The organism is Mesotoga sp. BH458_6_3_2_1, assembly GCF_003664995.1.
GTDB lineage: Bacteria > Thermotogota > Thermotogae > Petrotogales > Kosmotogaceae > Mesotoga.
In genome coordinates this window covers 1-14,892 of the sequence record NZ_JFHL01000025.1, presented here as the reverse complement: position 1 = coordinate 14,892, position 14,892 = coordinate 1, and the positions used below count along the sequence as shown (strand labels likewise).

Annotated in this window: 10 protein-coding genes and 1 CRISPR repeat array; of the genes, 7 read left to right on the top strand and 3 right to left on the bottom strand. The window is 48.5% G+C overall.

The window, feature by feature from the left end; genetic code table 11:
• Positions 1-159 precede the first annotated feature (159 nt).
• Positions 160-1,801: a CRISPR direct-repeat array (repeat unit 30 nt; unit sequence GTTTCCATACCACTATGGTTCTTACGCAAC).
• A gap of 804 nt (positions 1,802-2,605) precedes the next feature.
• Complete coding sequence (locus tag Y697_RS11455; protein WP_121551739.1) at positions 2,606-4,387, bottom strand: transporter substrate-binding domain-containing protein; 1,782 nt, start codon at positions 4,385-4,387, stop codon at positions 2,606-2,608.
• A 239-nt stretch (positions 4,388-4,626) separates the two neighbouring features.
• On the opposite strand from Y697_RS11455, the gene Y697_RS11450 reads away from it, so the two are divergent.
• Genes Y697_RS11450 through Y697_RS11440 form a run of 3 tightly spaced genes read left to right on the top strand, consistent with a single transcriptional unit; the run spans position 4,627 to position 6,225 of the window.
• Positions 4,627-4,896, top strand: a complete 270-nt coding sequence (locus tag Y697_RS11450) for a DUF362 domain-containing protein (protein WP_121551738.1) — start codon at positions 4,627-4,629, stop codon at positions 4,894-4,896.
• Between the two features lie 21 nt (positions 4,897-4,917).
• Positions 4,918-5,877 (top strand): radical SAM protein, encoded by a 960-nt coding sequence (locus Y697_RS11445; protein WP_121551737.1) that lies wholly within the window; start codon positions 4,918-4,920, stop codon positions 5,875-5,877.
• Between the two features lie 3 nt (positions 5,878-5,880).
• A complete protein-coding gene (locus Y697_RS11440) occupies positions 5,881-6,225 on the top strand; it encodes a NifB/NifX family molybdenum-iron cluster-binding protein (protein WP_121551736.1) in 345 nt (114 codons plus the stop codon).
• A gap of 1,481 nt (positions 6,226-7,706) precedes the next feature.
• On the opposite strand, the gene Y697_RS11435 is transcribed toward Y697_RS11440, so the two are convergent.
• The gene (locus Y697_RS11435) at positions 7,707-8,546 is read right to left on the bottom strand and encodes a mechanosensitive ion channel family protein (RefSeq protein ID WP_121551735.1); all 840 of its coding nucleotides are present in this window, start codon (positions 8,544-8,546) and stop codon (positions 7,707-7,709) included.
• Between the two features lie 126 nt (positions 8,547-8,672).
• The gene (locus tag Y697_RS11430; protein WP_183083796.1) at positions 8,673-9,653 is read right to left on the bottom strand and encodes a 4Fe-4S dicluster domain-containing protein; all 981 of its coding nucleotides are present in this window, start codon (positions 9,651-9,653) and stop codon (positions 8,673-8,675) included.
• Between the two features lie 392 nt (positions 9,654-10,045).
• On the opposite strand from Y697_RS11430, the gene Y697_RS11425 reads away from it, so the two are divergent.
• The 4 genes from Y697_RS11425 (at position 10,046) to Y697_RS11410 (ending at position 14,853) form a co-directional block, all read left to right on the top strand.
• Positions 10,046-11,476 (top strand): mercuric reductase, encoded by a 1,431-nt coding sequence (locus Y697_RS11425; RefSeq protein ID WP_259462531.1) that lies wholly within the window; start codon positions 10,046-10,048, stop codon positions 11,474-11,476.
• A 200-nt stretch (positions 11,477-11,676) separates the two neighbouring features.
• Complete coding sequence (locus Y697_RS11420) at positions 11,677-12,582, top strand: ABC transporter substrate-binding protein (RefSeq protein WP_121551733.1); 906 nt, start codon at positions 11,677-11,679, stop codon at positions 12,580-12,582.
• 35 nt (positions 12,583-12,617) lie between these two features.
• Positions 12,618-13,763 (top strand): ABC transporter permease, encoded by a 1,146-nt coding sequence (locus Y697_RS11415; RefSeq protein ID WP_259462530.1) that lies wholly within the window; start codon positions 12,618-12,620, stop codon positions 13,761-13,763.
• A complete protein-coding gene (locus Y697_RS11410; RefSeq protein ID WP_121551731.1) occupies positions 13,756-14,853 on the top strand; it encodes an ABC transporter ATP-binding protein in 1,098 nt (365 codons plus the stop codon). The genes Y697_RS11415 and Y697_RS11410 overlap by 8 nt, the downstream gene beginning before the upstream one ends.
• The last annotated feature ends 39 nt before the right edge of the window (positions 14,854-14,892 follow it).

Below are 14,892 nucleotides of genomic sequence, written 5' to 3'. Positions count from 1 at the left end.
CACCGATAGGATCTAAGATCAGATCCTGAACAGGAGCTTTTCAGGATGACAAGCTGTGTTGGTTCTGATCTAATAGCCTTCCTCAGTCACAATTAACTAGATCTAGTTCTTGTTCTTTGCTCCTGACCAACCACCAACCACGAACCACCCACAACGGCTCTTAGCATACCACTATGGTTCTTACGCAACGGAGCGAGTTACGAAGCAGAAATACTACTATCAAAAGTTTCCATACCACTATGGTTCTTACGCAACTATTGAAACTAAGGACGGACACAGAATCATCATACATGTTTCCATACCACTATGGTTCTTACGCAACGACGAAGAAAGAGCGAGGAAGTTTGTTTTGGAACAGGGGTTTCCATACCACTATGGTTCTTACGCAACGCTGCCGCGTGTGACTTCCCTGCCATCTCGCTTTTGGTTCGTTTCCATACCACTATGGTTCTTACGCAACCATAACACGTACGTATATTATTATCAGTTACTTTAAGTTTCCATACCACTATGGTTCTTACGCAACACACAGAATCATCATACATAGAATACGGTTGGACTTCAAGTTTCCATACCACTATGGTTCTTACGCAACCGAGTGGTAAAGACACTGTCTTTACCCTCGAGTGGTATGTTTCCATACCACTATGGTTCTTACGCAACACCCTCTTGAGCCATAGGCGTAAGTCCTGATCATTGTTTCCATACCACTATGGTTCTTACGCAACCAACAAAAGAACTTGGTATTGCGAATGGGTCATAGTTTCCATACCACTATGGTTCTTACGCAACAGGGGTAAGTATGATGACCCCAGAGAAGAAAGCAAAGAGTTTCCATACCACTATGGTTCTTACGCAACCCAAGATGTTAGGGATAGCGGACTCCAAGGTCCTCAGTTCGTTTCCATACCACTATGGTTCTTACGCAACTGCGAAAAGCAGAACGCAATTAGAAAACTTATTGGCGTTTCCATACCACTATGGTTCTTACGCAACTTACATTAACAAGCACAACCTCACGATGATGAAGCTCGTTTCCATACCACTATGGTTCTTACGCAACGTTAATGGCAATGGTCTACTTCCTTGAGTTGTACTCTGTTTCCATACCACTATGGTTCTTACGCAACCGACGTCGATAAATCGAGAGAAAAAGTGCTTGCGATGGCGTTTCCATACCACTATGGTTCTTACGCAACCTTCTCGGAGTGGTGTTACATAGATGAAGATCTAGCGTTTCCATACCACTATGGTTCTTACGCAACAGGGAGACTCGGTTCGTTCCGAGTATTCCGAGATCATATGTTTCCATACCACTATGGTTCTTACGCAACCAAAATGAACATAATGATCAGATAATATCTGCTATGTTTCCATACCACTATGGTTCTTACGCAACGATCTTATGAAAAGGCTGGCTGCAGATGCAGAGAAACGTTTCCATACCACTATGGTTCTTACGCAACGATGTTGAACGAGGGTGATAGATGGAACGATATAAGTTTCCATACCACTATGGTTCTTACGCAACTGGTCAAGGCGAAAATTCTGTCAAAGCTGTATTCTAGGTTTCCATACCACTATGGTTCTTACGCAACTGGAGCTTTCTATGGGAGGGCGAGTTCAAGACCGTAACCGTTTCCATACCACTATGGTTCTTACGCAACCTGAAGCCAAGGTTGGCCGTTTCAAAGTGGCATTATAGTTTCCATACCACTATGGTTCTTACGCAACATTCAAACGCAGACGGATGAGATGTCCCAGTTCTACAGTTTCCATACCACTATGGTTCTTACGCAACCGCTTTTATTATAAAGATATTATACAGGTTTTGGGCAGGCGGAATCAAATGAACGGAAAGCTCTCACAAGAGTTATTCTTTCTGTATTTTGGAGATTTGTCTGGATTCGATTCGAGAAATCGTGATTGTTTTCCGTATGAAGAACTGGCCCGCATCTTCTAAGAAAGGTCATTTGTCTAAAATCCTGGGAGACACCTTTCAACAGAAGTTTACAGAAGAAAACTGCTCTCGATTTCGCTTTCAATCAAATGACCTATCCACAGTCGGATCTATGTAAACTGTACAAGAATGATTCTAAATAAGTTTATAAGTGTTATTGAGAAATGAGTTTAGAGGAAAATGGTATACGAATGATCCGACGAGAGCCGGTAACGAAATTATTAAGTCGGGTAATGTTTTATAGGAGCATAATACAACTGGATTCAGAAAAGCGGATAAAGTAGATCTGAAATATGGGGTTTGCCAAACCAGACTGTATGTAATGAGATCCGACAGAAAGAATCATGAATCAAACCTTGAAATCCTCTATTTATAAGGGTTCGGAAGAATGGATAATATCTTGTGCGATCGAGTGTAATGAGGCTTATGCTCACCACCATATTACGATGAAGTGAAGTGCTGTTGATTCTGGCTGTGTGTGACATACAGGTAGCCTTTCAGCGGGGAAGAATGCGATTATTCCGCCATGAAGAATAAGAAATGCTAATTTCCGTTTTATTTGAAGTGCCGATATGGGAGGCAGGGCAGTATGTTCTCTAATCGCTAGAACTCCGCCCTTAGGCCTCCCATATGACACTGTCATTCTTACTCGACTATTATGTTTATCGCAAAGGTCTGTATTGGATGGACGCTTTCCCAGGGGCGCCTGAGGGAGAATATGACAACTGTTTCGCCGGGTTGTTGGGCTTCGAATACCCACTGGACGTCATAGGGAGCTCCCACGAGTTCTGAATCGTCAAGGAACTTCCTTTCGAATATCGAGCCCTCGTAGATCAGCGAAACGACGTTTGGATTGGTTATCTTTACGTCCCAGATATAGCCTGTGGATCCGTTCTCCTGGAGTTCCATGGTCGCTATCTCTCCTACAGAGAGGGTGTTCATGGAGGTTCGAAGACCCTTCACATCGAGCTGGGAGGAATTCCAGAGCAGCGATGTCACGAGCATGTTTGGCACGAATTCTCTGATTGTTTCTTCGAAGCTTCCGTCGCGCTTCATTTCGTCGAGAGTCTTCTGGAAGTTCAAAATCAGTCCGAGATTCGTTCCCTTCGAAGCCGCGATGTAGAAGTAGTTTGTTTGGAGCTCAATAAGGGCTTCCAGGTCGTCCATGGAGTAGCCTGCGTTCTTGACCAGCTCGCCGACAGTGAGGTCGGTGAATACTGCCAAATCCGTTTCGCCTTCGACAAGCTGCACGACGGTGTCGAGAGGATCGAGAGAGCTAACGAGGTTCTCGAAGCCCATTTCCTTTAGGAGCTGTTCGGTCCACCAGTTCGTCGTCGTGCCTATGGCGTCGACTCTCTTTGCTGACTCGAGGTCTGTGGCTGGAGTGTCCGTGTCTTTGCGGCCGTAGAGGTAGGCGGTATTCTTTCCTACCGGTCCGATCCACTCGAAGTTTTCCTTTCTCTGCTCGGTCTGGTCCATGCTGAAGAGGAAAATGTTAGGCAGATTCGAGGCCAGTTCATAACCGAGGGACCATGGGACGATCAGGATCTCGGCAGACATGTCGTTTCTGCGTAGGATCTCCTTTACCATTTCGGTCACGAAGCCCGTCGGTTCTCCGTCTTCACTCCTGAAGGTTACCGGCGGGTACTCCTCGGTCAGGAAGGTGTAGATGCCGGGAACGGGCTGTCCGGGAAACCATTCGCTGTAGAGCTCGGAGAAGGAGCCGGATCTCTTTAGACTATCGAGAGCCTTCTGGAATGCGTCTACGATTTCAGTCGGGACTTCCTTCGAGAAACCGAGGTATGTCATATCCAGGTCGATCGCGACTGTCGATACGGGACTATAAGAGGCTTGTTCCCTTTTGAGAAGTTCCTGGAGAACTGCCGAGTTGAAGGGCGCCAGTTCGATATCTCCGTCAAGAAGGGCTTCGAGCAACGACCCTTCGTCTTCAAAAACTATAAGGTTGTCAAACCCCTGCTCCTCCAAGAGTTTGTGGGAATAGTATTCGCTTACCACACCTACGGAATTTGCGTTTCTAGCATCCTCGAGTGATTTGAATTCACCCGAAAGTTCTTCGGTCGTGTAGAGGTAAGTGTTCGTTATGGCAACGGGCCCCGCCCATTGATAAAGAGCTTTCCTCTGTGTCGTGAAGACAAGAGAGGGAATGCAGTATCTTCCTTCACCCTGCAACATCTCGAGGGCTTCGTCAAATTTGACGGGCTTCATCTCGACTTCTATGCCCGTTTCGCTTTCAAGCGATCCGATCAGATCGACGAGGAAGCCCTTCAGATGGCCTTCCTCAAGGTAGCTGAAGGGATCGTAATCGGGATTCACGAGGAAGGTAATTGGCTGAGCCAGGGCAACAGACCCGAGAAAAAGAACAAGGACAATGGAAAAGACGGCTTTCTTGGAAATAGTAGATTTCATTCTTACACCTCCAATTGAGTGTGTGATGATTCCTATTCTAGACGATAAATCCTGTTTCACAAGTAACAATCAATACTGGCGAAGCCGAATGGCAAGTGATCGTCTCATTTGGAAAGTCTATGGAAGAAGCTTCTGCTCGGGATGTTTGTCGGAGTCTTCTAGAGATTTGTGAAAGGGGATTTCGTGGTGATATAATATATATGCAATAAACATATATAAAGATGAAGGAGATGTTTATATTGCCTTGGATAAGAGAAGATATGTGCACCGGATGTGGACTGTGTATCAAAGCCTGTCCGGTGGAAGGAGCTATCGTAATGAAGGCGGATAAGGCATATATCAACGACGCGCTTTGCACCAAATGTGGCAGGTGTTTCAGCGCTTGCCCCGTAAATGCCATAAGGCCGAACTCCGAGAATCCCTCTCTTCGATCGGGTAGATGTGGAGGAATGGGTCTCAGGCGCGGAGGCGGACAGGGAAAGGGAATGGGAGGACAAGGAGGAAGATAGCCAAACAATACTGTTAGGGAAGTGATTCGTTTGAGCCATGTATACGGAGTGGTTCCTTCAAGAAGACTTGGCAGATCTCTAGGGGTCTGTACGATACCGTTCAAGACATGCAATTACTCGTGCATTTACTGCCAGCTTGGCAGAACGACTAACATGACCAATACCAGGCAGACCTTCTATCCTGCGGAGGAAATCTTAAACGAGGCTAGAAGCTTCATAGAGAAATACGGCAAGGATTCCTTCGATGTAGTGACAGTTGTTGGAGAAGGTGAACCGACTCTGTACAAGCCCTTGGATTCAATTGTAAACGGACTCAGAGAACTTACAGATAAGCCGCTTGTGCTAATCACAAATGGCTCGCTTCTATATGAGAGGACATTGAGAGAAGAGATACTTGACTTCGATATTGTCATGCCGACCCTTGATGCCATTGATAAGGAGAGCTTCAGAAAAATAAACAGACCTTTTGGAAAGCTAAGGTACGAAAGAGTCTATAATGGTCTGCTCGAATTTTCGAAGGAATTCAAAGGAGAAATATGGCTTGAAGTGATGCTGATCAAGGATTACAACGACAGCGACAGATTTCTTGGAGAACTGAAGAATAGGATCGAGCTGCTTGGCCCGGCAAGAGTGTACATAAATGTCCCTGCCAGACCACCGGCAGAAGAAAATGTGGAAATACCTGAAGAAGAGACGCTAAGATACGCTCGTGCTCTTCTGAAGGCGGAGAGCATCGAGAACCTTCCGGTCAGCAGTTTCACTACCTCCGAGAAAAAATCACTGGATGCAGTGATCGAGATCATCAAGCGCCACCCAATGTCGGAAAATGACATAAAGAGTTTCGTAGAGTCGCAGTTCAATGATGAGTTTGTCGTAGATCTTCTGAAGAGACTTAGCAGGAATCCGAACGTCGAGAAGAACTCCTATCGCGGGAAGGATTTTTACAGATACATCCTTGCAGGAAGACGATCGGGAGGATGAGAGATGGGGAAGTTAATCGCAATCGGTACAAATGACGGCTTCAAATTGAACGACGACCACTTCGGGCAGTCAAGGTACTACGATATCTATGAGCTCGACGAAAGAAAGTGCGCCATTAAGGTTGAAGCGAGGCAGAATCCCTATTATGAGAGTCACAAGCATGCCGAGGTTGACGAGATCCTCCAGGTCATCGGCGACTGCTCGGTCTGGATCGGCGCAGCCATGGGAAAGGGATCGTTGAAGAAACTCGCCGAGATGAATTACGAGCCGGTGATTTTGGAGCCCATGACGATCGACGAGGCATTGAAGGCGTATCTCAATGAGCAGAAATACGATGGTGAACACTAGGCGGTCCGCTAATCGCTGTGAAGAGCCGTCCTTGGTCCTTCGTCCCGGATCATGGACCCGTCCTTCGCTGAGACCCAAGCCCAGATCCTGAACAGGAGCATTTCAGAATGACATGAAGGACTGTTATCCCGTAAGCATGACCTGATGGGCGCCTCTTCGGTCATCCCGTAGAACCTGCCCCTAAATCTACTCACTTTGTCATCCCGTGATGTTCCTGCACGGGATCTCGCGTTAGAAACCGCTCTACGCTTAAAACCAAGGACCCGCTGATCGCTGCAAAGAACCGTCCTTGGTTCTTCGCTGTGCGCTTAAGAGAAAGAAACCGCTGGTCGCTGTGAAGACAACGTTGTCCGTCAAAGGTCCTCCGTCCCCAGCTGAGACCGCAAAACCAGATCCCGAAACAAGTTCGGGATGACATTCTTTGCGTTATTCAGACATGATTCTGCCCAGAATTCGGTTCGTTAAAATATTGAAGAGGACGATCTCATCCTTGGGAAGACTGATCGTTGTTGACAGCGGGCGTGCAGCCGCACGCCCCTACATCCGTTTGGATCGAATCTATTCTCACATGCAACTCACATTTTGGAACTTGCAACTGTTCTTTTCGGCGAACGGAGAACCGTCCAACGGAGAACCGGTTTCACTTCGCTCTTTCCTACCACGACCCGCTACCCCCGACCACGGTTCTTAGAAAATCCCAGATCCCGAAAAGAGTTCGGGATGACATTCTTTGCGTTATTCAGACATGATTCTGCCCAGAATTCGGTTCGTCAAACTATTGAAGAGGACGATCTCATCCTTGGGAAGACTGATCGTTGTTTACAGCGGGCGTGCAGCCGCACGCCCCTACATCCGTTTGGATCGAATCTATTCTCACATGCAACTCACAACTTGCAACTGTTCTTTTCGGCGAACGGAGAACCGTCCAACGGAGAACCGGTTTCACTTCGCTCTTTCCTACCACCGACCCGCTACCCCCGACCACGGTTCTTAGAAAATCCCAGATCCCGAAAAGAGTTCGGGATGACATTCTTTGCGTTATTCAGACATGATTCTGCCCAGAATTCGGTTCGTTAAACTATTGAAGAGGACGATCTCATCCTTGGGAAGACTGATCATTGTTGACAGCGGGCGTGCAGCCGCACGCCCCTACATCCGTTTGGATCGAATCTATTCTCACATGCAACTCACAACTTGGAACTTGGAACTGATTCCTTGGTTCTCCGTCATCCGTCCCCCGTTCTCCGAGATGAGCCGGGTCTAGGGTCTGGAGTTTTGGGTCTGGTAAAAAAACACTGGACACAGGGCGCCGAAAAGCATCAGCGGTGCAATGATGACAGAATCACACCACAAATGCACAGCCCGTCATCTGAATTTGTTTAAAAATCACGCTCTAAAGTTTTTTCGTACCGCGCAACCCCCTACCTGCAACCTCGGTAGTCCCTCAGGTTAGAAAGTACATCCTCGCGCAGCAGGTTTCGTCAGCTCTCCTTCTTTGCCAGCTTTATACCTTCTGCGGGGCCGTCTTTTATATGCAGATCTAGCTGGTTGAATGGTATCTCTATGTCGTTTTCGTCGAACCTTGATTTTATGATCTTCGCCAGTTCGGTGCTGGAGTCTATGAAGTTCGGTTTCTCCACCCAGAACCTTACGACGAAGTCGATCGAAGAGGCGCCATAACCGGTGAACTGGATCATGGGCTTATGATTGTCGTCTACATATAGCTTTTCATAAGAGTTCACAGATTCTTCGAGTATCTTCATCACTTTGTTCAGGTCGCTCGAGTACGAAACACCTACCGTAAGATCGTTTCTTCTTATGTTCTCAGGCCAGAAGTGAATTATCGTTGCGGCCCAGACGTTTCTGCTCGGTATGGTGACGAGCTTTCCGTCCCAGGTTTTGATCAGGACGTGATTCAGTTTTATCTCCTGCACTCCACCTGAGGTTCCACCGATATCGACTGCTTCCCCTTCGTAGACGAGTTTGTTGATCATTATAAGAATTCCGCATATGAAATTCTCAAGAGGCTCCTTGACGGCGAGACCTACAATGATACCGGATACTCCAAGTCCGGCAAGGACCGGGGCCAGATTCTTGAAGAGAACCGAGACAATTATGAAGGTTGCCAGCGCATAGAAGGCCAGATTGAAAAGCGTTCTCATGGTTTTCTGATATTGAGTGGAGACAACTGATGTCTTCTCCGCGAATTTTAAGAATGCTTTGTAGAAGAGGCCCGCAAGCCATTTTGCCACCAGTAGGATAACAATGCTGATCCCTATTCTGATGGCCCACTCGATGATTGTGTTAATTACCTCATTCATGGTTATCCCTCCTAATAGTCTTATATGTTTATTGTTACATAGATCCCTCGAAAAGCCAAATTCGATGATGGCGGCGGCTTCTCTCTGGCCCGAAAACGCTGGATAAGGCAGCCGAGAATTTCGGAATCAAAGCACTTTGTCGTGTGATTTCGTAAATTGGGAAAAGCCGATTCCCTTCGAAAAGGGGCAGACCTTCATGCAGATACCGCAATCGGTACCATTCGACCTCCAAAAGGAGTAACAGAGCTCGTGGTTGATTTTCCATCTCCTATTACAGTTGTCGAGCTCCCGTCCATTGCCTGGTATTGCAGAAGTGGGGCACTCTCTCGAGCAGAGCCCGCAATTGCCGCAGAATCTCTCGAGGTCGACATTGAGTGGTTGGCTGCACCTCAAAGGCACGTCCGTGGTTACAAGTCCGAGCTTGATTCTTGGGCCGAACCTGTCAGAGATGAGAAGACCGTGTCTTCCGAAAACGCCAAGTCCTGCGGCTGTCGCTATTAGAGGGAGAATTGCGAGATAATTCCCATCCATATGATTCCTTGCCGAGTATCCCAGGCCGCGGAGAAAATGGGAAATGCCTAGTCCAATCGTGGCGGCCTTCAGGTAAGTTCTGGAGCTCTCGACCATTGCGGTCATCACCGGCGCTGTGTCGATCATTTCTCTCTTCATCTCGACCGCGAAAACGATTCCGTAAGGAAGCAGTTCGCTTATTTCCTCTCCGTAGTGTTCTTTATGCCTGCCTCTGTAACTGTAATAGAACTCCGGTTTCATTTCCGCCACACCTACGAGATCTGCCCCGGAATCGAGGGCTATTAGTTTGATTAGATCCGTAATGCTCGATGGCTCTACATGGAGTCTGTCGGTTGATGATTTGCACTCGCATAGAGACCTAAGTTCTTCTATAAGGGAGAAATTCGAACGAACTTCCGAAGCTTCAATCGGATCGTAAGACGGGGCACTTGAATCGCACAGATCCGGCTTGCCGCGCAGTTCGTCATCAACCTCTTTCAACTCGGGATGCCTTGAGTAGTAGTCACAGTACTCCGGTGAGTCGACTTCGTAGTTCATCCGGGCAAAGATGGTGTCACGCTCATCATATCTAGCCATTTCATTCATCACCGACCTATGTTGGATCTTACGATTATACTAGCTGTGGGTTGAGTCATCCTTCACTACTGACGGGGTTGTAGAGAAAAGGGAAAGATAATGCTGGCTCCGAGCGGTTCAATAGTTTTCGATTCCAGACTCTTTCTTGAGCTTGTTTAGATTTGCCCGATGCTATACTTGTAAAGTGCTCGGGATGTTCCCTTTCTCGATAAGAACGGGTACGGTCTTTAGTTCTTCAACGAATTGTCGTCCACTCGGTGCTTCAGTTAAGGAAGCAGAACAAGATAGTTTCCCCTCCAGCTCTTTCGTACATTCATCTCACTGAGGCAGAGAAGCAGAATTGCACTTTTTGCTTTCCATACAGAGTTCGGCAAAAGATCGAGAGGCTCGAGATGCCCAGGGTTGAACATCAGGATGGTGATGAAATGAAGGATGGCAGAAGAAAATTCGATGCGATAGTTATTGGTTCCGGTCAGGGGGGCACGCCTCTGTCGCTTTCGCTTGCAGAGGCAGGATGGAAGGTAGCCCTTATAGAGAGAAAGGCAGTTGGGGGTACGTGCGTCAATGAAGGCTGTACCCCGACGAAGACCATGATAGCCAGTGCAAGAATAGCTCATCTGGTTCGGCGCGCCGGAGATTTCGGAGTTCATGCCGGGGAGTTCTCGCTCGATCTGGAAAGAGTTGTCCAACGAAAAAGGGAGGTTGTCGAGAGCTTCAGAGAAGGTAGCAAGAAAAGGATTCTCGATTCTCCAAACCTATCATTGATAGAAGGCAGCGCACGTTTCGTCAGGGAAAGACAGCTCGAAGTCACGCTTCTGAACGGAAGGACAGAGTTCCTTGAAGCAGATACTATTGTGATAAACACCGGAACGAGACCGGCAAGGCCTGAGATAAAGGGTCTGGATAATGTGGTAGCCCATGACTCAACGTCGATAATGGAACTGGATGAGCTTCCAGAACACCTGATAATAGTTGGTGGCGGCTATGTGGGGCTGGAGTTCGGGCAGATGTTCAGGCGTTTTGGAAGCAAGGTCACCATTATTCAGAGGGATAAGCAGCTGCTCTCTCGTGAAGACGAGGATATTGCCGGTATGATTTTGGAAATCATGAGGGACGAAGGTATCGAGGTCCTTTTAGATACTGAACCGCTTGAAGTCGACAGCGTAGGAGGTAACAAAATCAGCCTGACACTGCAATCTTCTGAGAAAGAGAAGACGGTAGCCGGGAGCCACCTCTTGCTTGCAGCCGGCAGGCTGCCCAACACTCCTGACTTGGATCTCGAAAAGACCGGGATTGAGATCGACGGGAGGGGTTTCATAAGGGTTAACAGCAAACTGGAGACCACTTCGAAGGGAGTATACGCGATAGGCGATGTCAAAGGCGGACCGGCCTTCACGCACATTTCCTACGATGACTTCAGGATACTGAAGCAGAACCTCTTGAACGGTGGAAGCTCGACGATAGAAGAGAGGTTTGTCCCGTATGTCGTTTTCATAGATCCCCAGCTTGGAAGAATCGGGCTCTCCGAAAAAGAAGCATCGAGTCAGGGACGTGGCTTTCGAGTGGCAAAGCTGCCTTTTGATAGGGTGGCCCGGGCAATCGAAACGGATGAGACCAGGGGAATGATGAAGGCTCTTGTCGATTCAGAAACAGATCAGATAATTGGAGCCGCGATTCTGGGAGTGGAAGGCGGCGAGATAATGTCTGCAATTCAGATAGCGATGATGGGTGGTCTTCCTTATACTTTGCTGAGAGAAGGGGTTTTCGCACATCCGACGCTCGTGGAATCGCTGAACAATCTTTTCATGACGCTGGATAGCTGAGCGGCTAGGAGAATGCTGGCCGGGACTCTTTCTTGAGGTTTTCGACAATTAGGGGGCAGAAGATTCCTCGAATGCGCCTTAGCTAGCTACCAAATTCAGACGAATCTACAGAGGCATCACTGCATTGAAAATTTTCGGTGATAGTGTACAATTAAATTGAGTATAATTATCGGCAATACAAACAATGGAGGTTGCTTATTGTGAAGAGAATAATGCTAATAGCGCTATTGTTTATAACCGCAATTGGTTTGGCACTGAAGGGGCCGATTACGGTGGCATCGAAGATAGATACTGAAGGAGCGCTGCTCGGTCAGATGATTGTCATCGTCCTGGAAAAGAACGGTTTCGAGGTGAATGACAAAACGGAATTCGGTACGACAAGTGTCATAAGAAAGGCGATCATCGCCGGTGAGATCGATATTTACCCCGAGTACACCGGAAACGGAGGCTTCTTCTTTGACAACACAGATCCCACGGTATGGAAGAACGCGAAGTCGGGATATGAGACTGTGAAGGCCCTGGATCTGGAAAGGAACGGGCTCGTCTGGCTTACTCCCGCTCCTGCGAACAATACCTGGGCTCTGGCGATCAGAAAGGATCTTTCCGACAGTGAGGGAATCAAGACCCTCGAAGACCTTGCGACATACGTGAACGGTGGAGGCTTCATCAAGCTGGCCGCTTCCGAGGAGTTCCTGACGAGGCCCGATGCGATGCCCGCCTTCCAGGAGGCATATGGTTTTGAGCTTTCCAACGATCAGCTTCTCGCCTTCTCCGGTGGAAACACCGCACAGACGATCAGGGCCGCAGCACAGAACATAGACGGAGTCAATCTCGCTATGGCATACGGTACGGACGGGGCACTCTCGGCTCTCAGACTGGTTGTCCTTGAAGATACCAAAGGCGTACAGCCCGTTTATGAACCGGCCCCCATAGTGAGGAAAGAGGTGTACGAGATATATCCCGAGATCGAAGGACTCCTGAAACCCGTCTTCGAATCACTGGACCTAGAGATTTTGCAGTCTCTCAACGCTTCGATAGCTATCGAGGGTCTGGATGCGGGCTATGTGGCGGAACAGTTCCTGAGATCGAAGTCCTTGATTGATTAGGACCCATGAAGTTTATTGGCAGACGAAGAGATGTGATGGCCATTCTGGGAATGGCCATCATGTTGTTTTCGCTAGTAATTCCGGGCTTTCTTTCGGTTAAGGAAACGAGGATTTCCGAGGCCCTGCCGGTAAGTCTGGGAAGCTTCTCGATAATTGGACTGGTACTTCTTGCGGCCGTTTCGGTCTCCATCTTCTTTCTTTCTTATACAGAGCACAGTTTTCTTATGGGTATTGTTGCAGGACTTGTACCTGTTTTCGGTTTTTTCCTTGCCGGAAGCCACGCAGTTTCCATCGCTTCCGCGACGGGTCCCTTCGCCAGAGTCTCGCCCTATACAGGACTGTGGCTTCTGCTTCTGGCCGGCTACATAGTCGTGTTCGCCGCCAGAAGAAGGCTTAAAGACAAAAAGGTTCTCTCCGCGCTTCTTGTATTGATTCCTATTGCCTCGTTTCTCATAGTGCTTGGCTCCGGTCATCTCAAGGAGCTTGCGATCATGAAAGAGTATGCAAACAGGAGCGACAGGTTTCTCGAGGAGACGGCAAGGCATTTGACGATAGCCGGTGGAGCCGTAGTTGCTGGAGTGATTATCGGAGTGCCTCTTGGAATAGTGGCTAACAGGTCTCCCAAGATAGAGAAGCCGGTTTTCGGGGTAGTGAACTTCATTCAGACGATTCCCAGCATAGCTCTCTTTGGGCTGCTGATCGCTCCCCTTTCGTATCTTTCTCGCAGTCTGCCCTTTCTGAGGGAGATTGGAATAACTGGCGTGGGTTGGGCTCCAGCCATGATAGCTCTGATTCTTTATTCGTTGCTCCCGATTGTCAGGAATACTTATTCTAGTCTGAAGGTGATTCCGGTCGATACGGTGGAGGCTGCCAGGGCCATGGGAATGAGTAGATTACAGGTTCTCGGGAAGGTCGAAATTCCGATCTCGCTTCCGGTCGTTTTGGCAGGAGTGAGAACGGCGGCCGTTCAGGCGGTAGGCAATACTACGATGGCCGCTCTCATAGGAGCGGGGGGCCTGGGTGTTTTCGTCTTTCAAGGCCTTGGTCAGGCCGCAATGGATCTGGTGCTGTTAGGGGCGTTGCCGATCGTGGCTCTTGCGCTGATAGTCGATTCTCTTATGCAGTTGCTGATAGCTATTCTGACGCCCAGAGGGCTTGTTTCGGAGGGAGCCGATGATTAGATTCGAGAAAGTTACAAAAGAATACGATGAAGAGACCGTAGCTGCAAAAGATATCACGTTCGAGATACCTTCGAGAGAACTTACCGTTCTTATCGGGCCGTCTGGATGCGGGAAGACAACGACTCTCAAGATGATAAACCGTATAATCAGACCTACTGCCGGCAAGATTCTGATAGACGGCAACGATGTGACTGAGATGGATATTAGGCAGCTCAGGAGAGGAATAGGCTACGTCATCCAGAATGTCGGACTCTTTCCCCACATGTCAGTCAAGGACAACGTCGCCACCGTGCCCAAACTGTTGAAGTGGGAGAGATCGAAGATCGACGATCGGGTAGATGAATTGCTGCAGCTGGTCGGACTGGAGCCTAAGTCATACGCAAGCAAGCTTCCCAAAGAGCTGTCGGGCGGCGAAGCCCAAAGGGTGGGAGTTGCGAGAGCGCTTGCCGCCGACCCGCCGATAATTCTCATGGATGAACCTTTCGGGGCGGTCGATCCTCTTACGAGGGTGAGACTGCAGGACGAGTTCGCCAGAATTCAGGAGGAGCTGCACAAGACAATCGTTTTCGTGACCCACGATATAGACGAGGCGATAAGACTGGCAGATAAAATAGCCGTTATGAAAGGGGGAAGGATTCTCCAGTTCGACACGCCCGAAGAGATTCTCGCAAGGCCGGTAGAAAAGTTCGTGCATGATTTTATGGGTTCCGACAGGGCTCTGAAGAGGCTCTCGAGAATTCCCGTTCTTGAGTACATAGAGAAAAGCGAAACGATAGACGTTAACGGCGGCTGGGAGCAGCTGGGTGTCACAAAAGAGGAATTCGTCTGGGCACTGGACGAAGATAGGAAACTCGTCGGCTGGGTGGATGTTTCGCATTCAAACAGGGAGCTTCCTCTCAGGGAGGCATTGACGGAGATGCTCGAGGAGGAGATTTTGAGCCCCGACAGCACGGTGAAGGAAGCGCTCTCGAGAATGCTTGAAAGCGGGACCATGGCTCTGCCGGTCGTAGATAGAGCAGGCCGCTTTCTTGGCCAGATAAGTCTATCGAAAATTCAGGAGTTGACCAAGAGTGACAGAGAAGAAGAGTAGAGTCATTTCCTGGATAATCCGAGTATGTAAAGAAGATTG